Annotated in this window: 26 protein-coding genes, 1 tRNA gene and 1 pseudogene; 13 read left to right on the plus strand and 15 right to left on the minus strand. The window is 61.2% G+C overall.

Features of this window, described 5'->3' with window-relative positions; translation table 11 throughout:
- On the minus strand, positions 1-991 hold a 991-nt coding region (gene dusA, locus FZZ85_RS09615; RefSeq protein WP_226414561.1), incomplete at its 3' end, for a tRNA dihydrouridine(20/20a) synthase DusA.
- A 40-nt stretch (positions 992-1031) separates the two neighbouring features.
- Between dusA and msrB the strand changes: the two genes are divergently transcribed.
- Positions 1032-1535, plus strand: coding sequence for a peptide-methionine (R)-S-oxide reductase MsrB (gene msrB / locus FZZ85_RS09620; RefSeq protein WP_226414562.1), 504 nt, complete (start codon positions 1032-1034; stop codon positions 1533-1535).
- Positions 1507-2775 carry an NAD(P)/FAD-dependent oxidoreductase gene (locus FZZ85_RS09625; RefSeq protein ID WP_226414564.1) on the plus strand — a complete coding sequence of 423 codons (1269 nt, stop codon included), beginning with the start codon at positions 1507-1509 and terminating at the stop codon, positions 2773-2775. Before msrB ends, FZZ85_RS09625 begins: the two co-directional genes overlap by 29 nt.
- On the opposite strand, the pseudogene FZZ85_RS09630 reads toward FZZ85_RS09625, so the two are convergent.
- Together FZZ85_RS09630 and FZZ85_RS09635 are read right to left on the minus strand one after the other, a co-directional pair.
- Positions 2750-2988 (minus strand): annotated as a pseudogene (locus tag FZZ85_RS09630) (type II secretion system F family protein); the annotation flags it as partial. The gene FZZ85_RS09625 and the pseudogene FZZ85_RS09630 sit on opposite strands and share 26 nt — an antisense overlap.
- Positions 2927-3349, minus strand: a complete 423-nt coding sequence (locus FZZ85_RS09635) for a hypothetical protein (RefSeq protein WP_226414566.1) — start codon at positions 3347-3349, stop codon at positions 2927-2929. The pseudogene FZZ85_RS09630 and the gene FZZ85_RS09635, both read right to left, overlap by 62 nt.
- Before the next feature lie 90 nt (positions 3350-3439).
- Between FZZ85_RS09635 and grpE the strand changes: the two genes are divergently transcribed.
- The 4 genes from grpE to rsgA are packed head-to-tail and all read left to right on the plus strand — an operon-like array spanning position 3440 to position 6378.
- On the plus strand, positions 3440-4111 hold the full coding sequence (grpE, locus tag FZZ85_RS09640; RefSeq protein ID WP_226414568.1) for a nucleotide exchange factor GrpE: 672 nt from the start codon (positions 3440-3442) through the stop codon (positions 4109-4111).
- A complete protein-coding gene (gene dnaJ, locus FZZ85_RS09645) occupies positions 4111-5247 on the plus strand; it encodes a molecular chaperone DnaJ (RefSeq protein WP_226414570.1) in 1137 nt (378 codons plus the stop codon). The genes grpE and dnaJ overlap by 1 nt, the downstream gene beginning before the upstream one ends.
- Positions 5244-5471, plus strand: coding sequence for a sulfurtransferase TusA family protein (locus FZZ85_RS09650; protein WP_226414573.1), 228 nt, complete (start codon positions 5244-5246; stop codon positions 5469-5471). The genes dnaJ and FZZ85_RS09650 overlap by 4 nt, the downstream gene beginning before the upstream one ends.
- On the plus strand, positions 5464-6378 hold the full coding sequence (gene rsgA, locus FZZ85_RS09655; protein WP_370631178.1) for a ribosome small subunit-dependent GTPase A: 915 nt from the start codon (positions 5464-5466) through the stop codon (positions 6376-6378). Before FZZ85_RS09650 ends, rsgA begins: the two co-directional genes overlap by 8 nt.
- On the opposite strand, the gene FZZ85_RS09660 is transcribed toward rsgA, so the two are convergent.
- From FZZ85_RS09660 to murC, 3 genes are read right to left on the minus strand one after another with little or no spacing between them, the layout of a single operon-like run.
- Entirely contained in the window at positions 6353-6694 is a 342-nt protein-coding gene (locus FZZ85_RS09660) for a YbaB/EbfC family nucleoid-associated protein (protein WP_226414576.1), read from the minus strand. The genes rsgA and FZZ85_RS09660 overlap by 26 nt on opposite strands.
- Before the next feature lie 24 nt (positions 6695-6718).
- Positions 6719-7621 carry a UDP-N-acetylmuramate dehydrogenase gene (gene murB, locus FZZ85_RS09665; RefSeq protein WP_226414579.1) on the minus strand — a complete coding sequence of 301 codons (903 nt, stop codon included), beginning with the start codon at positions 7619-7621 and terminating at the stop codon, positions 6719-6721.
- A complete protein-coding gene (gene murC, locus FZZ85_RS09670; RefSeq protein WP_226414582.1) occupies positions 7618-9027 on the minus strand; it encodes a UDP-N-acetylmuramate--L-alanine ligase in 1410 nt (469 codons plus the stop codon). Before murC ends, murB begins: the two co-directional genes overlap by 4 nt.
- 160 nt (positions 9028-9187) lie before the next feature.
- Between murC and gap the strand changes: the two genes are divergently transcribed.
- On the plus strand, positions 9188-10213 hold the full coding sequence (gap, locus tag FZZ85_RS09675) for a type I glyceraldehyde-3-phosphate dehydrogenase (protein WP_226400533.1): 1026 nt from the start codon (positions 9188-9190) through the stop codon (positions 10211-10213).
- Positions 10214-10292: 79 nt separating this feature from the next.
- On the opposite strand, the gene thiL is transcribed toward gap, so the two are convergent.
- Positions 10293-11279, minus strand: coding sequence for a thiamine-phosphate kinase (gene thiL, locus FZZ85_RS09680; protein WP_226414585.1), 987 nt, complete (start codon positions 11277-11279; stop codon positions 10293-10295).
- Positions 11276-12385 (minus strand): peptidylprolyl isomerase, encoded by a 1110-nt coding sequence (locus FZZ85_RS09685; RefSeq protein WP_226414588.1) that lies wholly within the window; start codon positions 12383-12385, stop codon positions 11276-11278. The genes thiL and FZZ85_RS09685 overlap by 4 nt, the downstream gene beginning before the upstream one ends.
- A gap of 32 nt (positions 12386-12417) precedes the next feature.
- On the opposite strand from FZZ85_RS09685, the gene efp reads away from it, so the two are divergent.
- Both efp and accB read left to right on the plus strand, forming a co-directional pair.
- The gene (gene efp, locus FZZ85_RS09690) at positions 12418-12981 is read left to right on the plus strand and encodes an elongation factor P (RefSeq protein WP_226414710.1); all 564 of its coding nucleotides are present in this window, start codon (positions 12418-12420) and stop codon (positions 12979-12981) included.
- Positions 12978-13451 carry an acetyl-CoA carboxylase biotin carboxyl carrier protein gene (accB, locus tag FZZ85_RS09695; protein ID WP_226414591.1) on the plus strand — a complete coding sequence of 158 codons (474 nt, stop codon included), beginning with the start codon at positions 12978-12980 and terminating at the stop codon, positions 13449-13451. The genes efp and accB overlap by 4 nt, the downstream gene beginning before the upstream one ends.
- A gap of 1 nt (position 13452) precedes the next feature.
- Here the strand turns inward: accB and pdxA are convergent, their stop codons facing one another.
- From pdxA to FZZ85_RS09710, 3 genes are all read right to left on the minus strand, one after another.
- The gene (pdxA, locus tag FZZ85_RS09700; protein WP_226414712.1) at positions 13453-14469 is read right to left on the minus strand and encodes a 4-hydroxythreonine-4-phosphate dehydrogenase PdxA; all 1017 of its coding nucleotides are present in this window, start codon (positions 14467-14469) and stop codon (positions 13453-13455) included.
- Between the two features lie 139 nt (positions 14470-14608).
- Positions 14609-15577 carry an SDR family oxidoreductase gene (locus tag FZZ85_RS09705; protein WP_226414593.1) on the minus strand — a complete coding sequence of 323 codons (969 nt, stop codon included), beginning with the start codon at positions 15575-15577 and terminating at the stop codon, positions 14609-14611.
- 203 nt (positions 15578-15780) lie between these two features.
- Positions 15781-16176 (minus strand): HNH endonuclease, encoded by a 396-nt coding sequence (locus FZZ85_RS09710; RefSeq protein WP_226414596.1) that lies wholly within the window; start codon positions 16174-16176, stop codon positions 15781-15783.
- Between the two features lie 216 nt (positions 16177-16392).
- Here FZZ85_RS09710 and FZZ85_RS09715 point away from each other — a divergent pair, with 216 nt between their 5' ends.
- On the plus strand, positions 16393-17943 hold the full coding sequence (locus tag FZZ85_RS09715; protein ID WP_226414714.1) for a DEAD/DEAH box helicase: 1551 nt from the start codon (positions 16393-16395) through the stop codon (positions 17941-17943).
- Here FZZ85_RS09715 and FZZ85_RS09720 read toward each other — a convergent pair.
- From FZZ85_RS09720 to FZZ85_RS09730, 3 genes are read right to left on the minus strand one after another with little or no spacing between them, the layout of a single operon-like run.
- The gene (locus FZZ85_RS09720) at positions 17898-18266 is read right to left on the minus strand and encodes a hypothetical protein (protein WP_226414599.1); all 369 of its coding nucleotides are present in this window, start codon (positions 18264-18266) and stop codon (positions 17898-17900) included. The two genes, FZZ85_RS09715 and FZZ85_RS09720, sit on opposite strands and share 46 nt — an antisense overlap.
- A gap of 13 nt (positions 18267-18279) precedes the next feature.
- Positions 18280-18690 (minus strand): DUF6554 family protein, encoded by a 411-nt coding sequence (locus FZZ85_RS09725; RefSeq protein WP_226414602.1) that lies wholly within the window; start codon positions 18688-18690, stop codon positions 18280-18282.
- A 33-nt stretch (positions 18691-18723) separates the two neighbouring features.
- Positions 18724-19236: an AbrB family transcriptional regulator gene (locus FZZ85_RS09730; RefSeq protein ID WP_226414605.1), complete on the minus strand. Its 513-nt coding sequence runs from the start codon at positions 19234-19236 to the stop codon at positions 18724-18726.
- Positions 19237-19320: 84 nt separating this feature from the next.
- Between FZZ85_RS09730 and FZZ85_RS09735 the strand changes: the two genes are divergently transcribed.
- The 3 genes from FZZ85_RS09735 (at position 19321) to FZZ85_RS09745 (ending at position 20233) form a co-directional block, all read left to right on the plus strand.
- Positions 19321-19644 (plus strand): chemotaxis protein, encoded by a 324-nt coding sequence (locus FZZ85_RS09735; RefSeq protein WP_226414608.1) that lies wholly within the window; start codon positions 19321-19323, stop codon positions 19642-19644.
- Between the two features lie 38 nt (positions 19645-19682).
- The gene (locus tag FZZ85_RS09740; protein ID WP_226414611.1) at positions 19683-19901 is read left to right on the plus strand and encodes a hypothetical protein; all 219 of its coding nucleotides are present in this window, start codon (positions 19683-19685) and stop codon (positions 19899-19901) included.
- A gap of 110 nt (positions 19902-20011) precedes the next feature.
- Complete coding sequence (locus FZZ85_RS09745; protein ID WP_226414614.1) at positions 20012-20233, plus strand: hypothetical protein; 222 nt, start codon at positions 20012-20014, stop codon at positions 20231-20233.
- Between the two features lie 21 nt (positions 20234-20254).
- Here the strand turns inward: FZZ85_RS09745 and FZZ85_RS09750 are convergent.
- Positions 20255-20326, minus strand: a tRNA-Gly gene (locus FZZ85_RS09750).
- Positions 20327-20345 lie beyond the last annotated feature (19 nt).

Genomic DNA, 20345 nt, shown 5'->3' on the forward strand with positions numbered 1-20345 from the left:
GTCCTGCGTTCTTGAGTTGCTGTCCGGCTTGGACCAACACATCCAGATCAGCACCAGGGCGCTGGGCTTTCTCCCCCAGCTCCCGCCGCCAGTGCCTTGCACCACGGACACCTTCCACGAGTTGCACCAGGTGACGGCAGAGGTCCCACAGCCGGCCCCCTCGTTCGAGATGAGCCTCTGCATGGGGAAGTAGACCCTCCACAACCTCTGACGCCAGGATCTGGCGTGACTCCTCCCCGAAAATCAAGGCATCGATGCTGGTCCAGCGCAGGGGATGGCTGTAGGCAGCTCGTCCCACCATGGCGCCATCGCACCCTTCCAGTGCCTCAAGGCAGTCTTCAGGGGATTCCAGCCCCCCGTTGAGTTCAATCACCAGATCTGGGCGGCGTTGTTTAAGAGCCACCACTCGGTCATGCTGCAGCGGAGGAATCGTTCGGTTCTGCTTGGGATCCAGGCCCTCTAGCCAGGCTTTACGGGCGTGAACTGCGAAGCGGCTGGCCCCTGCCAGAGCCACTCGATCCACGAAGTTCGTAAGCAGGCTATCGCTGTCGAGATCGTCTATGCCGATCCGATGTTTCACAGTCACAGGGAGTTCCCCTGCGTTCACCATGGCCTCCACGCAGCGGGCGACCAGATCCGGTTCCGCCATGAGGCAAGCCCCGAAATTCCCGGCCTGCACCTTCTGGCTGGGGCAACCCACATTGAGGTTGATTTCGTCGTACCCCCAGTCCTGCGCCAGTCGTGCCGCCTCGGCCAGCAGGGCTGGATCGTCTCCCCCAACCTGCAGGGCGATGGGATGTTCCACCGGATCGAAATCCAGCAACTTGTTGCGTCGTTTGCTGTGGTGCAGCGCCTGGGCTACCACCATTTCGCTGTAGAGCAGGGCTCTACGGCTGATCTGTCGCATCAGCACCCTGAAATGGCGGTCGGTGCAATCCAGCATCGGCGCCACACTGAAGCGGTAGGCAGTGGTGGATCCGGCGGCAGTCATCAATCCATTAGAACCGCCCGTGATTCCTGCTTCAGCGTCGATGAGCTTGAGTGCCGCCGTTCTGTCCCGACGATCGCTGTTGTTGGCAGCAATGGCAGGGGTGTTTGGCAGTCTTTGGAGACCTCAGCCTGTGTTGGCGGCGTCCAACGCTGGTGATCCCTCTTGGGATCTCAAACCCGAGCAGTGGCGTGAGCGTTTGTCTCCTCAGGCCTATGACGTGTTGCGCAATGAGGGAACGGAACGTCCCTTCACGAGTCCGCTTAATGGAGAGAAGCGTTCCGGTACCTATCACTGCGCCGGTTGTGATGCAGCGTTGTTTTCGTCAGAGGCCAAATTCGACAGCGGCACCGGCTGGCCCAGCTTCTGGCAGCCCCTAGATGGTGCCATCGCCACGAAAGTAGATTTCAAATTGATCCTGCCGCGCACGGAATACCACTGCAGCCGTTGTGGTGGGCACCAGGGCCACGTTTTCAATGACGGACCACGACCCACTGGCAAGCGCTACTGCAACAACGGTGTCGCCCTCCGCTTCCAGCCCGCTTGATCTGATTGTTGTTGGTGGTGGTCCTGCCGGGTACATGGCAGCAATCACTGCAGCCGAGCAGGGGGTTCGGCATGTGCTGGTGCTGGAAGGCACCCCTGAGCCCCTCCAGAAGGTACGTATCAGCGGTGGCGGTCGCTGCAATGTGACCCATGCCTGTTGGGATCCCCGTGAACTGGTAACCCATTACCCCCGTGGCAGTCGACCCTTGCGGGGGCCTTTCAGTCGCTTCGCCTGCGGCGATGCGATCGCCTGGTTTGACGAGCACGGGCTCACCCTGGTGGAGGAACCCGATGGACGGATGTTTCCGCAGCAGAACCGTTCTGAGGTCGTGATTCAGTGCTTGCAGAGGGCGGCAAGGGCCTCAGGTGTAGAGCTGCGCACGAAGGCCATGGTCCAGCAGGTGCGCGTTCACCCGGAGGGGGGGTTTGTGCTCGAGGGCCGCGGCTTGGAGCCTTTGCATGGGCGCTGTTTGATGCTGGCCACGGGGGGGCATCCCAGTGGCCGAAAACTGGCGGAAGCCCTTGGTCACCACGTGGTGCCGCCGGTGCCATCGCTGTTCAGCCTCACGCTGCAGGCACCGGCCCTTACGGCCTGCAGTGGCATTGCCATCGACGATGTGGGCCTTGATCTGAAATTAGGCAACCAGCGCTTCCGTCAGACCGGGCGGGTGCTGATCACCCACCGCGGTCTGAGTGGTCCGGCCACGCTCCGGCTCTCAGCCTTTGCGGCTTGTGCCCTGCATCAGACCCGTTACCAGGGTGAACTGAACGTGGACTGGAGTGCAGGCCTGGGTCGTCAAGGGGTGGGGCAGCGGCTGCAGCAGTGGCGCCAGGAGCAGGCACGGCGAACCCTTTCAGCAGCAAAGCCATTCGAGCACTTGCCGCGGCGGTTGTGGCAAGCCTTTTTGACCATCGCTGGGGTGGAGCTAGAACGCCGTTGGGCCGATCTGCCGATCAAGGCGGAGCGTCGATTGGTCGAGCTGCTCTGCGCGCAGGGTCTGTCGATCCAGGGACGTGGGCCGTTCGGGGAGGAGTTCGTCACCGCCGGCGGTGTCGCCTTGGGGGATGTCAACCTGGTCACAATGGAGAGCCGCCGCTGTCCCGGTCTTTACCTGGCTGGTGAACTGCTGGATGTGGACGGGGTGACCGGCGGTTTCAACTTTCAGGCTTGCTGGAGCGGCGGTTGGTTGGCGGGCCAGGCCATTGCCGCAGTGCTCACTGGATCTGATCAAACACAGTGAAAATCGGCAGATACATCGCCAGCAGGATGGATCCCACGATTCCGCCCACCACCACGATCATCGCGGGCTCGAGCATCGATGTGAGTGCTTTGACCATGGCGCCGACTTCGTCTTTGTTGAAGTCGCCACCTTGCTGAGCATTTTGTCCATCTCACCGGTTTCCCCGCCGATGGCCAGCATGTTCAGAGCTATGTCGGGCAGCACCTTGTGGCGAATCTCGTGGTGGCGCTGGGTTCCCGTCGGCATGCAAGGTCCGCTGCAGATCCGCTTCGATGGCAGGGTGCAGGCGGATCGTGCGGTGTTGGTCCGGCAGCTGATCGATTAGGTGTTGCCATTCCTGGTCTCGCCATTGGCTGGTGATCGCGATGTCCAGGTGGTCAGCACCGACTGCGATCGGCATGGCCTGGAGCGAACGCCACTGATCTGGGCCCACCTCCGGCAGAGCGTTGTTGAGCAGTTTGCGACTTGCCAGCAGCAGCTCAGGCCCCGGAACCGACTGCTGCAACAGCAATTCAAGGGCGAAACGCTGCCGTGCCGTGTCGCCGGCATCGGGGGTGAGCAGCGTCTGAGTCATGGGTTGCGACCGAGGTGCGGGCTTCCGCAGCTTGTGGGAGGTAAGCGTTGCCCTTCAACATGTCTAGACAGCAATCCCTGAGCGGTCAGCATGAGCGGCGACGCCTCCACCCCAGAGCAGGACCAGACCGTTGAGTCCGGTGCTGTTCCAGCCACGCCGGAGTCTGCTTCTGATGCGCCAGAGGTGACGTCTGAACAGGCTCCTGCAGCGGTGGATCCGGCGGAGCGGATGCAGCAACTTGAGCAGGAGTTGAGCTCGCTGAAGCAGGAGCACGAGACGCTCAACAGCCAGTACATGCGCATTGCGGCGGATTTCGACAACTTCCGCAAGCGGCAGAGCCGCGACCAGGACGACATGCGTCAGCAGCTGGTCTGCTCGACCCTCACGGAGATTCTCCCTGTCGTTGACAATTTCGAGCGGGCCCGTCAGCAGCTCAATCCCGAAGGTGAGGAAGCCCAGGCGCTGCATCGCAGTTATCAGGGTCTCTACAAGCAACTGGTGGAGGTGCTTAAGCAGCAGGGGGTAGCCCGGATGGAGGTGGTCGGTCAGGAGTTCGACCCGAACCTGCATGAGGCCGTGCTCCGGGAGGAAAGCAGTGAGTTCGCTGAGGATGTGGTGTGTGAGGAGCTTCAGCGCGGCTACCACCGCGATGGTCGTGTGCTGCGTCACGCCATGGTGAAGGTCTCGATGGGTCCAGGTCCATCCGATCCAGCGTCAGCGCCTGCTGAAGCAGCACCGGATCAGACGGCGGAGGAGGCCTGATGGCCGACTTCTACGACCTGCTTGGCGTCAGTCGAGATGTGGATCCCGACAGCCTCAAGCAGGCTTATCGGCGCATGGCGCGTCAGTACCACCCCGACATCAATAAGGATCCCGGCGCTGAAGACCGTTTCAAGGAAATTGGCCGCGCCTACGAGGTGCTCAGTGATCCCCAGACTCGGGCCCGTTACGACCAGTTCGGTGAAGCCGGTCTTGGTGGTGCGGCCGGTGCTCCGGATATGGGCGACATGGGCGGATTTTCTGATCTGTTCGAGACGTTTTTCCAGGGCTTCGGTGGACCCGGCGGTGCCGGGGGTGGGCGGCCGCGGCGTCAGGGCCCCCAGCAGGGGGATGACCTTCGTTACGACCTGACGATCGATTTCGAGCAGGCGGTGTTCGGTCAGGAGCAGGAGATCAAGATCCCGCATCTGGAGACCTGCGACACCTGCGGCGGCAGCGGTGCCAAAGCGGGAAGTGGGCCCACCACCTGCGGCACCTGTGGCGGCGCCGGGCAGGTACGCCGTGCCACGCGGACTCCCTTCGGCAGCTTCACTCAGGTCGCCGAGTGCCCCAACTGCGGAGGCACTGGCCAGGTGATTTCGGATCCCTGCGGGTCCTGTGGTGGCCAGGGTGTCAAACAGGTGCGTAAGAAGCTGCGGATCAACATTCCAGCCGGGGTAGACACCGGAACACGGCTTCGCGTGACTGGCGAAGGCAACGCGGGACCCCGAGGAGGCCCGTCCGGTGACCTTTACGTCTTCCTAACTGTTCGTAATCACCCGCGCTTGCAGCGGGATGGTCTGAACATCTTTTCGGAGGTCAAGGTCAGCTACCTCCAGGCGATTCTTGGCGACACCATCGAGGTGGAAACTGTGGACGGCAGTAAGGAGCTGGATATCCCTGCCGGCACACAGCCCGGCACGGTGCTCACCCTGCCGAACCTGGGCATTCCCAAGCTCGGGAATCCTGTGGCACGGGGTGATCAGCGCGTGACGGTCACCGTGGACTTGCCGAAGCGGATCAGCGAAGTGGAGCGTGAGCTGCTGGAGCAATTGGCGGGTCACCATTCCGCCCGCGGCAAGCAACACCACCATCACAACAGTGGTCTGTTCGCTCGCTTGTTCGGTCAGAAGGGATGAACAGGAGTTCCCTGGATCTGCGGGGAACGCCCTGTCCGGTGAATTTCATTCGCTGCAAGCTCACCCTCGAGCAGATGAGCCGCGGTGACTGTCTGGAGGTCTGTCTCGATCGGGGGGAGCCTGAGGCCATGGTGCTTCCAGGCCTGAGGGATGCAGGCCATCGTGTTGAGTGCATTGATCAGACGCCGGATTCCGTCACCATTAATGTGATCTGCGGTGGCTGACACCGGCAGTTCGGCGGCTTCCGGGATGGTGGTGGCGCTCCAGGCCAACTACTTGGAGGTTGAGCTGGATGCCGCACCTGACGGATGTCCAGGCCGGCTGCTCTGTACACGCCGCACTCGGCTCAGCCATCGGGGTGAAGTCGTTTACGTGGGCGATCGGGTTTGCGTCGAGGCGATTGATCCAGGCCAAGGGCGGGCTGTGGTGGCCGACGTAGAGCCACGCCAAAGCTTTCTCACACGCCCACCGGTGGCCAACGTTTCCTTGGTGGCTGTGGTGTTAGCGGTGGAACAGCCCAGCTTTGACCCTGATCAGGCCAGTCGCTTCCTTTTGACGGCGGAACGGACTGGGCTGGAGGTGATCCTTCTGCTCACCAAGACAGACCTCATCTCAGCCGCAGCGCTCGACAGGCTTGTGGCCCGGTTGCAGGGGTGGGGTTATGACCCGCTGGCGCTTTCGAGTGAAGCTGGAACAGGCATCGACGCTCTGAGGCAGCGCTTGGCTGGTGCGCAGCTGTCTGTGCTGTGTGGACCTTCCGGGGTGGGCAAGAGCAGCCTGCTGAACCAGCTGCGTCCTGATCTTCAACTGCGTACTGCTGCGGTGTCCGGTCGACTGCAGCGCGGGCGCCACACCACCCGCCACGTGGAGCTGTTTCCCCTGGGTCCGAGCGCGAGGGTGGCTGACACCCCCGGCTTCAATCGTCCAGATCTGCCAGATGACCCCCAGGAATTGGGGGTGCTTTTCCCGGAGCTCCGGCAGCAGCTTGATCCCTGGCCTTGTCGGTTCCGCGACTGCTTGCATCGCGGTGAGCCCGGCTGCGGTGTGTCCAGTGACTGGGAACGCTATGCCCTTTACAAGGCCGCATTGATCGAGCAGAGCGGCCTCAGCCGCCCATCCCGGGGAGGTTGAGGTTCAGGCCACCGGTGAGTTCTTCCATGCGGCCTTTCATCGTGGCTGTGGATTGCTCATAGGCTGCTTGCAGGGCTTCCAGGGTTGCCATTTCGCTGGCCTGTTGGCCCTCTTGCAGCAGGGCTGGGTCCAACCGCACCCGTAGGGGTTGCTGGTTGCCCGACAGCCAAACGCTGGCACGCCCATCACTGCTCTGGCCTTCGATCTCCATCCCATCCAGTTCGTCCTGCAGTGCCTGTGCGTTCTGCTGAATCTCCTGGGCTTTCTTGAAGGCTTCGGTGAGCTGGCCGAAATTGGGGAGTCCGAACCCTGCCATGGCGATCCTGTGGGAGCCGGAAGGTTAAGCCGCCGAAGCGAATCCTAGCCGCTTCACTTCGGGGTGCAGACGGATTCCGTGCTCGGTTTCGACGCGGTCCTGCACCAGGTGGATTAGCTGGGCTATGTCCTTCGCCTGGGCATGACCGGTGTTGACGATGAAATTGGCATGCACGGTTGAGATTTCAGCGCCGCCGATCCGGGTTCCCTTCAGCCCCTGCTCTTCGATCAGCCGTCCGGCCTTGAGCGGTTCGGGATTGCGGAAGACACTGCCGCAGCTGGGTTGTTGATAGGGCTGCGTGGTAGTGCGGTGGCTGAGGTTCGCGCTGGTGACCCGCTTCAGTTCATCCGGATCGTGACCGGGCTCCAAGCGGAATCGTGCGGACAACACCACGAGGTTGCCATCTTGCAGACGGCTGTGCCGGTAGGCGAAGTCCAGTTGATCCCTGTGCAGCTCAAAGCAGTCGCCCCCCTCCAGGGGCATGACCCGTACCGACTCCAACCATTCCGCTGTGCAGCCTCCCTGGGCTCCTGCATTCATCACAGCAGCACCGCCAGCGGTTCCCGGGATGCCAACCGACCACTCCAGACCATGCAAACCAGCGCGTGCAACGCGTCTTGCCAGTGATGGGATCGGTTCGCCAGCGAGCACCTCCACGGTCCCAGCGATTTCATCAAGCTGCAGCCCCTGAAGTTTGCGTAGACAGAGCGATAGCCCGGGCAGGCCGTCATCGTGAATCAGCAGATTCGACCCAGCTCCGATTACGCGGCAGGGCATGCCCTGTTGAGCGGCCCATTCGATCCAAGCCTGGGTTTCCTCAAGGCTGGCGGGTTCCGCAAGCCATTCGGCGGCTCCTCCAACACGCCAAGTGGTGTAGTCCGCCAGGTTGACTCCGGCCTGGGGCAGGCGGGCATCGCACTGGGTCATGACGTCAGCCTTGACCACAGTCCATTCACATCGCCAGCACCCATGGCCAGAACAAGATCGTTCTCGCGGCTGTGCTGGATTACCAGGTCGGTGAGTTGATCGAGGTTATCTGCGACGGCGATCTCAAGATCCGGTTTCAGGCTGCGCACCCGATCCGCCAGAGCGTTGCTGCAGATGCCCTGCAGCGGATGCTCTCCAGCGGAATAGACGGGAGCCAGCAGCAGCAGATCACAGTTCTGCAGGGCCTGGGCGAAGCCATCGAGGAACTGCTGGGTGCGGCTGTAGCGGTGCGGCTGGAACACCGCCAGGAGCCGTTCTGGTGCTGTAGGGAGCGGGCTGCGACCACTGCTCACCATCAGGCGTGCCATGTCCAGGGTTGCCTTCACCTCACTGGGATGGTGGGCGTAGTCATCAACGATGTGACGGCCATTCCATGTGCCCCGAAGATCGAAGCGGCGGCCCGGTGCCTTCAGGCCAGCGAGTCCCTCCACCAACTGGTCAAAGGGGAGACCTTCCATCCGGCAGGCGGCCATGGCGCCTGTTGCGTTGCTGAGGTTGTGCAGCCCTGCCATCGGCAGGGTGAAGTCACCGACGGGGTGGCCGGCTTCGTAAAAACGGGCGATGCAGCGATCCCCTTCAAGGCTCAGGGGCAGGGCCGCGAAGTCAACGGATTCGGCGCTTTGGTTGGACCACCAGGCCGTTGGCTGGAAGTGTTCCTGCAGGATCGGGCAGTCGTGATTGGCCAGCACGCGATCGCAACCCCCTGCGAACCGTTGCAGGGTGGAGATCAGGTCGTCGAGGCTGGAGTAGTGATCGGTGTGATCCAGCTCCAGGTTGGTGATCACCCCCAGGCTTGGACTGAACTTCACCAGGGACCCATCGGATTCATCCGCCTCGGCCACGAGCAGCTTCCCCTGGCCAGCGTGACCATTGCTGCCGAGGCTGGGAACGATGCCTCCAATCACAGCGGTTGGGTCTTGATCGGCCTCCAGCAGCAAGGTGGTGATCAAGGTGCTGGTGGTGGTCTTGCCGTGGCTACCGGCGACGGCAATGGAGGGTTGCTGCTCGATCAGAGCCGCCAGAAGATCGGAGCGATGCCAAATCTCCAGCCCCTGCTGTCGGGCCCGCTGCAGTTCGGGATTGTTCTCGGGGATGGCTGTGCTGATTACCACCACCGGTGAACAAGCGTCTTTCGCTGCTGAGACAGCGTCAATGCAGGTTGCGTCCTGCTGGCGGAAGACCTTCACCCCAAGGGTCTTCAGTTGTTGTGTTGTCGCATTTTCACGCGGGTCCGAGCCGCTGACCGAGTGACCGCGGTCAACGAGAATCCGAGCCAAAGCCGACATGCCAATTCCGCCGACACCGATGAAGTGGACTGGTGTCTGACGATCGAGCAGGCGCGACAACGTAAGGCTTCGGTCTGGAGAAAGATAAGTCAGTTGCCGCTGCTTGTCTGCCGTGCGGAGGGCAGGATCGAGCTGATTGATGCAGGGTCGAACGAGGTATTTCTGCTGATTTCTGTATGATCGGCGGCCAAAACCCCTGCGCGGCTTTGCCGCTTCTTCCATGACCCTGCGCGTTGCGATCAATGGATTCGGCCGGATCGGTCGCAATGTTTTGCGGGGATGGATCAGCCGGGGCGCTGACACTGGCTTGGAAATCGTGGGGATGAACTCCACCTCCGACCCCGCCACCAGCGCTCACCTGCTGACCTACGACTCCATCCTTGGACGCCTTGATCCCTCCGTGGACATCAAGACCACGGACAGCTCGATGTTCGTCAACGGCAAGGAGATCAAGTTCTTTGCTGACCGCAACCCCCTCAACTGCCCTTGGAAAGAGTGGGGCGTTGACCTAGTGATCGAGTCCACCGGTGTTTTCAACACCGATGAGAAGGCCAGCATGCACATCCAGGCTGGTGCCAAGAAGGTGATCCTCACCGCTCCTGGCAAGGGTGACGGCGTCGGCACATTCGTGGTGGGCGTCAACGACGATCAGTACCGCCACGAAGACTGGGACATTCTGAGCAACGCCAGCTGCACCACCAACTGTCTTGCCCCGATCGTCAAGGTTCTGGACCAGAACTTCGGCCTCGACTGGGGTCTGATGACCACCATTCACAGCTACACCGGCGACCAGCGGATCCTGGACAACAGCCACCGTGACCTGCGCCGCGCTCGTGCTGCAGCCCTGAACATGGTCCCAACCACCACCGGTGCGGCCAAGGCTGTGGCACTTGTTTATCCCGAGGTGAAAGGCAAGCTCACCGGTTTCGCCATGCGCGTTCCCACCCCGAACGTCTCCGCTGTTGACCTCACCTTCGGCCCGTCCCGTGGCGCCAGCGTTGACGACATCAAGGCCGCGATCAAGTCGGCTTCCGAGAACGGCATGAAGGGGATCATCAAGTACAGCGACCTGCCCCTGGTGTCCACCGACTACGCCGGCACCAACGAGTCCACCATCTTCGATGCCGACCTCACCTATGCGATGGGCGACAAGGCTGTGAAGATCCTGGCCTGGTACGACAACGAGTGGGGCTACAGCCAGCGTGTTGTTGACCTTGCCGAGGTGGTGGCCAAGAACTGGAAGTGATCGTCAGCTGATAGCCCTTTTTGATCCCTCCCGGCCTGGGGGGGATTTGTTTTGCACAGGCTCCGTCGCTTTGGGCTGCTCAGGGCTGGCCGAAGTGCTCAAATCCGCTTGTGACCACTGGCTTGTGGTTGTGGCCCCAGCGGATGACGCCCGCTTCAGTATTGATCTGGCCGATGCGCTGGCTTTCGGGGACGCATTGCTGCCAGACATCGGCCCAGTCTTCGGGAAGGCTCAGCACCAACTCAAAGTCCTCTCCTCCGGAGAGGCACCAATCCATCCATGGAGCTCCATCAGGCCAGCCTTCGGCCGTTGGAAGCTGATCGTTCCGCAGCATCGCTCCACAGCCGCTGCTGCTGCAAAGGCCTGCGATAGCAGCGAGCAGTCCGTCGCTGCTATCGGTTCCTCCGGCCCGCCAGGGCAGATGCTTCGGTTTGCAGGCCAGCAGCTGTTGGACTTCCTTCAGCCGAGGTGTCGGTCGTTGGTGGCGTGCGATCGCTTGGTCCCGCAAGGTTGAGCGCAAAGCGATGTCACGCAGGCTTGGGTCGTCCTGCAGCAGGGCGAGGCCCATTCGGCTGAGCCCATGGGGCCCACTGGTGACCAGCACATCGCCAGGGCGGGCTGCATTGCGATGCAGACGCAGGGGTCCGAGACGGCCGAGCGCTGTGATCGAGAGCAATCTTTGCTCTCCTTTGGAGCAGTCACCCCCCAGCAGAACGCCGCCGTACCGCCCCAAGGCGGCACTGATGCCTTGATACACCCCGTCCACCCAGTCCCAACTGGTGTGACCTGGGGCGACAAGGGCCACGGTGATCCCGTCGATGTCGACAGCACCACTCGCGGCCAAGTCGGACAGGTTGGCGGCAACGGCACGCCATCCCACATCCATTGACGTTGTGGTGGCATCGCTGAAATGGACGCCATCCACGAGAACGTCGGTGTTGATCAACAGCGGCCGGGCGTCGGCGGCCAGGGCTGCGGTGTCGTCACTGAGCTGATTGGGCGGAGCGAAGCGAGCCAGCCGCCTGAGCAGCTCCGCTTCAGTTAGCTCCGCCAGGGTTGGGCTCATGCGTGGGGTTTGAGTTGCTCCGCTCCCTCAACCACCTTCACGGCGGTGATCCGGTCATCGACGCCCAATTCCTCTAGAACATCGAATCCATCCACCACGTAGCCGAAAGCTGCATTGCGGCCATCCACGAGGTTCAGACCAGCCGGGGTGAGCTCCGCCTCGTAGAGAAACATGAAGAACTGAGAGGATCCGTCGTCGAGGTCCTGGTCTGAATGGGCCCAGCCAAGGGTGCCCAGGGTTGCGAACGGAAGGGTTGGTGTGGCCATGAACAGGCCTACGTCTTCAAAGGTTTGGTTGTAAATAGTGTCGTCTTCGCTCGGCACGCGTATCTCAAGGGGGACGTGGCGCTCCTGCTTGGTCTTCGGATCCACGTAGCCAATTTCCGGCCCTTCAGGATCACCGCTCTGGAGCACGTAGAAGTCCTCGGCTCGGATGAAGGGCAGTCCGTCGTAGAAACCCTTAAGGGCGAGATCGACGAAGGCACCTGCGGTGAGTGGGGCGTTGAAGCCATCCACCACGGAGATTAGCTCCCCCTGGGTGGTGCTCACGCTGAGGGTGGCTCTTCCCTGCAGCCGTGGCAGGGCATCGAACTCTGCGGGGATTTCCCGTTCAAAGCCGTCGGGCACCAATAGAGCTTCCACATCACCGATGGAGCGCAACGTCCGGCGTCGATCGGCGATGAAGCCTGGTTTGTCAGTGGCTTTGACTTTCTCTTTGAGTTCTTCAAGCCCCTGATCCACGCTCTCAAACAGCGCTTCAGCCGTACCGCGCTTGGCTTCAGGGACCGCGTTCAGGATGGTGTTGCGGCGGGTGTTGAGCAGTGCTTCAGTGCGCGACACCGTCTTGCCGAGAGCTGTCCAGCGTTTGGCCCGCAGATCGTCACTGGTGAGTTCCAGCCGATGCTGCAGTTCCCTGATGTCGTCCTGATTGAAGGGAAGCGCGTCCCGAAGAATCGCGGCTGGGTCCTTCACAGCATTGCCCTGGGGCAAGGCGGCCCAGGCAGGGGCGGCGATTGTGATCAGAGCAAAGCTGATCAGAGCAGCAAGGACGGCGCTTAAACGCTGATGAACCAAGGGGGAACCCCAGTGCTGACGGGACTTTGGCACAGCCGTATAGTCCGGTGAACCGTTCGGTGGGAATGATCTCCAGTAACGACTTCCGCACCGGCACCACGATTGAGATCGATGGGGCCGTTTGGCGCGTTGTCGAGTTCTTGCACGTCAAGCCCGGCAAGGGATCTGCCTTCGTGCGCACCAAGCTCAAGGCCGTGAAGTCCGGCAACGTTGTGGAGAAAACCTTCCGCGCTGGGGAAATGCTTCCCCAGGCGATGTTGGAGAAATCCTCTCTTCAGCACACCTACATGGAAGGTGAGGACTACGTCTTTATGGACATGGCCACCTACGAGGAGACCCGCCTTAGCGCTGCCCAGATCGGAGAGAGCCGCAAGTACCTCAAGGAAGGCATGGAGGTGAATGTGGTGTCTTGGAATGACAATCCCCTCGAGGTTGAACTTCCCAACTCCGTGGTTCTGGAGATCAAAGAAACTGACCCTGGTGTCAAAGGCGACACCGCCACGGGTGGCACCAAGCCCGCCATTCTGGAGACCGGCGCACAAGTGATGGTTCCGCTCTTTCTTTCTGTGGGAGAAAAGATCAAAGTGGATACCCGCAACGACAGTTACCTCGGACGCGAAAACGGATGACCATGCAGCTGGATCACGAACAACTGCACCGCTTGCTGGAGGCACTCGGTGAGAGCGACATCCAGGAGTTCCGGTTGGAAGGGGATGATTTCCGTCTGGAAATCCGTCGCAACATGCCGGCCCAGGCCGTCATGGCTCCGGTCATGCCCGCTCCCGTTGCTGCGCCCGCTCCCGTTGTGCCCGCCGAGCCTGCATCTGCGCCGCCTGCATCCACCGCAACGCGCAGCGACCTGCTTGAAGTCACGGCCCCCATGGTGGGCACCTTCTACCGTGCTCCCGCTCCTGGCGAACCTTCTTTTGTTGAAGTGGGCAGTCGGATCAATGTCGGCCAGACGGTCTGCATCCTCGAGGCGATGAAGCTGATGAATGAGCTGGAGTCGGAGGTTGGCGGTGAAGTGGTGGAGATCCTGGTGGACAACGGCACGCCCGTTGAATTCGGTCAGGTGCTGATGCGAGTCAAGCCGGCCTGAGTCAGCTCAGGTCCCAGGCGGCCTGAATCGCTGCAGTCGTGCTCTCAGGGCTGGCGATTCCTTCGGCTGCGATGTCGAAGGCGGTGCCGTGGTCGGGGGAGGTGCGTAGGAACGGCAGTTCCAAGGTGGTGTTCACCGCAGCGTCGAAGGCCAGCAGCTTCACTGGAATGAGCCCCTGGTCGTGATACAGGGCCAAAATCCCGTCAGGACCTGGCTGGTTTTGGGTCTGCCAAGCCCGAGCAGCGCTGATCCAGCAGGTGTCTGGAGGAACGGGGCCCTCCAGCTGCACCTGAGGATGGTCCTTTCGCCATTGATCCAGTAGCGGCAGCAGCCATTCGGCTTCTTCGCGGCCCAGCTGACCGGCTTCGCCGGCATGGGGATTGAGCCCGGCGATGCGCAGATGTGGTTTGGTTGTGAATCGTCGACAGAAGACTTCCAGCACGTTCAGTTTGTGGTGCACCAGGTCTGGGGTCAGCGCATCAGGGATCTTGCTCAGGGGGATGTGGGTGGTGGCCAGCAAGGTATTCAGGCGCCAACCGCTGGTTGGAGAGACGGCGGTGAACAGCATTGAGGAGCGCTGTCGTCCAGCCAATTCAGCCAGCCGTTCGGTCTGCCCGGGATAGCGATGGCCGGCCGCATGCCAGAGATGTTTGGCGATGGGGGCGGTGACCAGGGCGCGGGACCCCCTTTCCTGCAGCAGTTCGACGGCGCGGGTGAGCCAGCGAAACCCTGCATCGGCTCCGCTGGTAGTGGGTTGTCCTGGATGAACACCGGCCTCCAGCGGTTGGTCGTCGATCCTGAGTGCTGCAGGGTCGGCAAGGGGGTGGCTCGTTTGCTGCCGCAGTCGCGCGTGGGTGCTGATCAGCGTGCGTCGGCAACACACCAGCAGGGGTTGGAGCTCTGGGGGGAGCGTGGGTGAGGCGAGGGCCTTCAGCACCACTTCCATGCCGATGCCCGCGGGATCGCCAAGAGCGATCACCAGCTCATGCCTAGGGTTCGTGGAATCGTGGGGGCCCATCGCTGTGCTGCGCTTGCTGCTGCTGGGGTGACTGTTGGTGGGTTTGGCCTCTGGCTTGAGCAATGGCTGGATCGAACTGAACCTCTCCCGTTTCCTTGAGGATGTCAGGGTTTCCCAGCCTGAAGACGAGGCTTCGATTTCAACCGTTGGCTGATCGAGGGGGAGAACGCAGGTCAGATGTAGTGAGTTTGTCCTGGTTCAAGCAATCCTGCAGCCCGACGCGGTAGTTCGGATGCAGCAACGCGTAACCGAGCTCGTGGCAGAGCTTGTGGTTGCTGACGCGGCGGTTCTCGCTCCAGAACGACTGAGCCATCGGACTCATGCTGTCCACGATCTGGGCGAACGGCTCCAGTGGCGGCAGGGTACAACCCAATAGGGCTGCCGCATGTCGCATCAGCTCGGCTGTGGGAGCCGGGAGATCATCCACCACATTCACTACGGCTGTTTTCAACACAGTCCCGTCTCGCATGGTCGCTGGAGCTCCCTGCTCAGCGCGATGCATGAGGTGCCAGCAGGCTCCGGCGATGTCCTCCACGTGGATGCGACAGAACACCTGGCCGGGCTTGTCGATCAAGCGCGCACGCCCTTGCTTTAAGCCGTTGAGCACCGATCGGCCTGGGCCATAAATGCCGGGCAGACGCAGAATCTGGATCGGCAGACCTGATCGCAACCAAGTTTTTTCGCAGTTGAGGCGGCGCATGCTGCGGTCCAGCGCCGGCGCTGGATCGTCCTGCTCCGACACCCAACCACCCTGACGATCGCCGTAAACCCCGGTGGTGGAGAGATAGCCCGCCCAACGCAGCGGCAGGCTTCTGAGCGCTGGCAGCAGCTTTGACAAGACCGGATCGTTGCCTTCGTGATCCGGGGGGATGGTGGACAGCAGATGGGTCACGCCCTCCAGGTCAGCCGGGTCGAGCTGCTCTTGACCGTTGCTATCGAAGAGCAGATCAGCCTCGGCAGAGTCGAGGGAGCGGCGGGTGCAGAGCACTGGTGTTCCCAGGGCCAGGGCTAGGCCGGCTAGACAACGTCCGCTGTATCCGCCGCCCAGCACCAGCAACTTGGACTCAGCCGCCAGCGGCTGCGACCGCTTGACAAGATCGGCAAGCATCAGTACACCTGTATTAGATCAAATGTACTGTTGTGACGTCGTCCTTTCTCCATCGCTCCCGCTCCGGGGCCATTGTGCTCCGAGCCATCCTGACGGCTGCCCTGCTCGCCAGTGCCATCGTGCTGGCACCTGAAGACCCAGGTGTTCAGGCCTCCATTTGTCAGAGGCACCACTCGTCAGATGTCTGCCGAGTTTGGTGAAACTTAGGCGGCTTGAGCAGCGATCGGGAATTCGTCGGGATCATTGATGGGGTGATCCGGTTGGGCCCACTGCAGAAGGCGAAGGGCGAGTCGTAAGTCACCATCCATCCAGGCTCGAATCGCCATGGCGCGACGTGGGTCATAGAAGCGCTGTCGCCGGTACCAGTCGAAAACGTCGGCGTCAGATTTTCGGCCGTTGCAAGACAAACAGGCCGGTACACAGTTTTCAGTAACGCTTGCCCCCCCTTTAGCCTGCGGGTGAATGTGATCTATTGATTCAGAAGGTTTGCCGCAGTAAATGCAACTTTGACCGGTAAATGTGTGAAGGGACTGTCGCCATCTTCGGACACGCAATTTGGGGCAGAGTTCGTCGAGAAAAACTGCGTCCCTGCTATGCATCCGAATGCATCAGTTGGTGCAATTCTGCCTTGAACGAAAAGACAGTCAATGTGTCGAGCGCTGCATTTTTGACAATTTTTTGGCCTGAGATGTGAATCTTGATCTCGGTGCTTGCGTGTTGATCTGAGTTCACTAAAGTGACTGTTTGTGGGGGGGCTTTAGGTGCCATCAAATCCCACATTGACTTGCTGCCTGGATCTCTCTCCAGCAGGTCTGATTCGCGTGGTCAGCCCGTTTGATGCGGTGACCCAGTCCCAGTTGCGTCGGATTAAGCCCAGGGGGCGTTGGATCGGCCCCGGCCATGGCTGGGATTTTCCCTTGGCCGCAGCCGATGCACTTCAGCAGGCCCTCGGGCGCCGTTTCTTTGTCACCTCTGCTTTGCAGCAGTGGCTTGATTGGTGCCAGCACCCCCTGCCCCCGCTGCCCCCGCACCGGACCCTTGTGGCCGCAGCAGATCTTGACGAAGCTCTGCAGGATGGTCGTCGTCCTCTGCGCCATCAACGCTCCGGTGTCCGTTGGCTCCTGGCACGTCGCGGCGCCGTTCTGGCCGATGAGATGGGGCTAGGAAAGACCCTTACAGCTCTGTTGGCGGCCCGTGCCCTGATGCGTTGCGCTGAGGTGCGGTTGCTTGTGGTGGCTCCCGTTGGTCTGCATCCCCACTGGCGGCGGGAATCAGAGGCCCTTGGGGTTGAGCTTGAGTTGGTGAGTTGGGCTCGCCTGCCCGACACCCTCCCGCCAGCGGGAACGCTTCTGGTGGTGGATGAAGCGCATTACGCCCAGTCACTGCATGCGCAGCGCACGGCTGCTTTGCTGCGTCTAGCCCGTCATCCCCGCTTGCGGGCGATCTGGATGCTCACCGGAACCCCAATGAAGAATGGTCGTCCGTCCCAGCTGTATCCCCTGCTTGCCGCCATGGACCATCCAATTGCGCGGGATCAACGCCAGTTCGAGGAGAGGTATTGCCAGGGGCACTGGCGGGAGGGTCGAACCGGCAAACGCTGGCAGGCTTCCGGGGCCAGTCAGCTGGAGGAGCTGCGTCGCCTGAGTCGACCGTTGATCCTTCATCGCCGCAAGCAGCAGGTGGTCGACCTTCCTCCCAAGCAGCGACGTCTTCACCCTGTGCTGCTGTCGGAGGCTGAGCTCACAGGCTTCGACCATCGTGTTGAGCTGGTGCTGGATGACTACCGGCGTCGGGCCCGTCTCGGAGAGGTGAGACGGGATGCTGAGCACCTGGCTCTCCTCACCTCCATGCGTCAGATCTCTGCGGAATTCAAATTGCCGGCGGCCCAGCAGCTGGTGGAGTCACTGCGCCGGCAAGGGGAGGCAGTGGTTCTGTTCAGTGGCTTTGTGGCCCCATTGCAGTTGTTGCAGCGAACCCTTGGCGGCGAGTTGTTAACTGGTCGCCAGCGCCCTGCTGAACGTCAGGAGAGTGTGGATCGGTTTCAGCAAGGTCAGAACGATTGTCTGCTGGCCACCTTCGGCACCGGTGCTCTCGGCTTCACCCTGCACCGGGCCCGTCATGTGGTGTTGTTGGAACGCCCCTGGACGCCAGGCGATCTCGACCAAGCCGAAGATCGCTGTCATCGTTTGGGTATGGGGGATGGCTTGACCTGCCATTGGCTGCAGCTCGGCGCAGCGGATCAGCTTGTGGATGGTTTGTTGGCGAGCAAGGCGGAACGGATCGAGGTCTTGCTGGGGCCTCGGCGCTTGTCGCTGCAACGTCAATCACTCTCCGCCATGGTGCGGGATTGTTTGCAGGTGCTCTGACGCACCTGGAGTTCGTGCTGCAGCATCGGGTCGACTGGCTGCCTCGACCGTTTCAGCAGCGACAGTGCCAACTCAACGTCCTCGCAGGCTTCGGCTTGATTGCCAAGCAGGGTCAAGACAAGGGCGCGGTCCCGATGCAGATCGGCCTGATCTGGTGTCTGCGCGATGGCCTCATCACAGCGTTCAACCATCAGCTTCAGGTCATCCATGCGGAAGTTGCCGAGGCAACTGGAGACGAGTGGCGTCGGTGTGTTGGCAGGTGTCGAGGGTTGTTTGCTTTGGCAGCCAGCCATCAACACAGCAGCCAGGAGAGTCAGACCCAAAAGCACTGAGGGATCAGTAGCTGTAGCGCGCGGTGTCTTCAGTGCTCTCGATGGTGCTTTCGGTGACGGAAGTGGAGGTTGCAAGGGCGGCAGCGGTGGCTGGTTGGGTGTTTCCGCCGAACAGATCACCAAGGAACTGGCCACAGTCGGGGAAATTACCGGGCTCCTGGACGACGGCTTCCGTAATCATCACCGAGGCATGCTCCGGGGATGTTTTGAACACGCCGCTGCGCTGGCGTTTGATCACGGCGTAGGCGGCTTTCCAGCTCACCTCGTGGTCGTTTCCGCTGGAGCGCATGTAGCAATAGATCCTGGCGCCCTTGTCTTCGGTGGCTTTGGCCGCTTGCAGAGGGTGAGCCACGCTACTGAGAGTGCCGATCAGGGCCGCGGCGGACAGAACCAGCGATGACCTGATGGGACCCATGACGTCAGTTGTGGAGTGGCCCCAAGGTATCGATCAGCTTCCGGCTGTCGAGGGGACGATTAGTCGTACCACCAATGGCAGCACCAGCAGCACGGTGATCAACCGAACGGCATGGAGAGCGGCCACCGCGGCACCGACGCCGAATTCTGCGCCCACAAGGCTCATGCCACTGATGCCACCTGGGGCAGCGCCCAGCAAGGCCACGATCGGATCAATGCCGAGCAAGCGGCTGGTCCACAGTCCGACGACCAGTCCCGTCAGCACCAGCGCCAGGGTGATCAGCACTGCTGGTTTCCAGAGGAGTTGCAGTTGTTCCAAGGACGCTCGCGTCAGGCCGGTTCCAATCACGGTGCCGATGCCGATCTCAAGAACGGTGCGCGTTCCCGCTGGCCATGTGGCTGGTTCCAGCTGGCCGCTCATGCTGACAATGCCTGCACCCAGCAGAGCACCTGCTAGAGGTGCAGCGGGAATGCCGCTGAACAGAGCCAGCAGTCCGATGGCGGTTCCAGCCAACAGGTATAGCGCCAGCGTTCCCAAGGAAGGCATCGGTCTCGATCGCGTCATGTCAGCTTGATCTTGAGACAGCGGCGCTCCTGTGCTGTCATCAGCGCAACCACCAGCTTTTCGGTGATGACGTCCTCCGTGTCCTTTCGGATCACCCGCACTGCGGAAGATCTCGCCCAAACCATCACAGCTCTATCCCAGCGCTTGGTGAAAATGGAACAGCGTCAGGAAGCTCTTGAGCTCCAACTGCGCCAGCACCAGAAGGATCTGAATGCTGTCCCGGACGAAGAGATCTCCACTCTCGAAGGCGTTGAAGCTCTGTTGAGAGAAACGCGGGAGCTGTTGGAGAGCACAGCTCCGATGCCTGAGGCTGAAATGCCTGAAGAGTCCTCCCAGAACCATGCTTGGGGTCAGGAGGACGAAACAGAAGCGAGTCGCGATGTCGCGTAGGGGTGGCGCGCGGTGCCAAAATGAGAAGAAAGGCAACTATGGCGATCACCATCCCTGCCTCTAGTGCTTGCGCTTCACGCACATTGCACGGCATGACCATCTGGACCCGTTCAGGTTTCCTTGAAGGTGGGCATCAGCTCGAAAAGTTGGAGTTCGCGCTCGCCCTCGCTGAAGCCAAAGGCGATCAACGCCGCTGCTCTCAGTTGAGGGATCGGATTGCGGATCTGGGGGGCAACGCTGAAGAACCTGGTACCTGAACTGATCCCAAGGAATTGAACAGTTGTTGTTCGGCAACTCCGCAGATAGCGTGTTGTGTAGTCTAAATATCAATTAGAGCTACTATTTTGTTGATAAGGGAACTCAAACGTTGACCCTGACGCTTACGAAAACAAAACAATCTGAGACGGCTGCTCAACAACGTCAGGATCACGAATCAGCTGCGCAAGCCTTGTTCGCCAGGGCTCGCCAGTGTGCTGAGGATGGTCGAATCAATGAAGCAGGTTCGTTGATCTTGCAGGCCTTGAGTCATGAACGCCGTGCTGGATCTGCCGGCCCCCAGGTTCTTCAGCTCATCAAGCCTCGCACTTGATAAGCGATTGAAATTTGCTCAAGCGGGTGACCGGATTCGAACCGGCGACGTTCAGCTTGGGAAGCTGACATTCTACCACTGAATTACACCCGCAAAGAGGCGAGATCGCTCT

Origin of the sequence: Synechococcus sp. MU1642 (assembly GCF_020514115.1) — a bacterium.
Lineage (GTDB): Bacteria > Cyanobacteriota > Cyanobacteriia > PCC-6307 > Cyanobiaceae > Parasynechococcus.

What these genes read in the sequence shown, in the direction of transcription:
- thiL (WP_226414585.1), bottom strand. Translation starts at nt 11,279, where the DNA reads ATGAGCCCAACCCTGGCGGAGCTAACTGAAGCGGAGCTGCTCAGGCGG.
- murB (WP_226414579.1), bottom strand. Translation starts at nt 7,621, where the DNA reads ATGACCCAGTGCGATGCCCGCCTGCCCCAGGCCGGAGTCAACCTGGCG.
- accB (WP_226414591.1), top strand. Translation starts at nt 12,978, where the DNA reads ATGACCATGCAGCTGGATCACGAACAACTGCACCGCTTGCTGGAGGCA.
- FZZ85_RS09635 (WP_226414566.1), bottom strand. Translation starts at nt 3,349, where the DNA reads ATGACTCAGACGCTGCTCACCCCCGATGCCGGCGACACGGCACGGCAG.
- FZZ85_RS09735 (WP_226414608.1), top strand. Translation starts at nt 19,321, where the DNA reads ATGACGTCCTCCGTGTCCTTTCGGATCACCCGCACTGCGGAAGATCTC.
- gap (WP_226400533.1), top strand. Translation starts at nt 9,188, where the DNA reads ATGACCCTGCGCGTTGCGATCAATGGATTCGGCCGGATCGGTCGCAAT.
- FZZ85_RS09730 (WP_226414605.1), bottom strand. Translation starts at nt 19,236, where the DNA reads ATGCCTTCCTTGGGAACGCTGGCGCTATACCTGTTGGCTGGAACCGCC.
- FZZ85_RS09725 (WP_226414602.1), bottom strand. Translation starts at nt 18,690, where the DNA reads ATGGGTCCCATCAGGTCATCGCTGGTTCTGTCCGCCGCGGCCCTGATC.
- FZZ85_RS09660 (WP_226414576.1), bottom strand. Translation starts at nt 6,694, where the DNA reads ATGGCAGGGTTCGGACTCCCCAATTTCGGCCAGCTCACCGAAGCCTTC.
- FZZ85_RS09710 (WP_226414596.1), bottom strand. Translation starts at nt 16,176, where the DNA reads ATGCATAGCAGGGACGCAGTTTTTCTCGACGAACTCTGCCCCAAATTG.
- msrB (WP_226414562.1), top strand. Translation starts at nt 1,032, where the DNA reads ATGAGCTTGAGTGCCGCCGTTCTGTCCCGACGATCGCTGTTGTTGGCA.
- dnaJ (WP_226414570.1), top strand. Translation starts at nt 4,111, where the DNA reads ATGGCCGACTTCTACGACCTGCTTGGCGTCAGTCGAGATGTGGATCCC.
- pdxA (WP_226414712.1), bottom strand. Translation starts at nt 14,469, where the DNA reads ATGGGCCCCCACGATTCCACGAACCCTAGGCATGAGCTGGTGATCGCT.
- FZZ85_RS09740 (WP_226414611.1), top strand. Translation starts at nt 19,683, where the DNA reads ATGGCGATCACCATCCCTGCCTCTAGTGCTTGCGCTTCACGCACATTG.
- FZZ85_RS09705 (WP_226414593.1), bottom strand. Translation starts at nt 15,577, where the DNA reads ATGCTTGCCGATCTTGTCAAGCGGTCGCAGCCGCTGGCGGCTGAGTCC.
- grpE (WP_226414568.1), top strand. Translation starts at nt 3,440, where the DNA reads ATGAGCGGCGACGCCTCCACCCCAGAGCAGGACCAGACCGTTGAGTCC.
- FZZ85_RS09650 (WP_226414573.1), top strand. Translation starts at nt 5,244, where the DNA reads ATGAACAGGAGTTCCCTGGATCTGCGGGGAACGCCCTGTCCGGTGAAT.
- efp (WP_226414710.1), top strand. Translation starts at nt 12,418, where the DNA reads ATGATCTCCAGTAACGACTTCCGCACCGGCACCACGATTGAGATCGAT.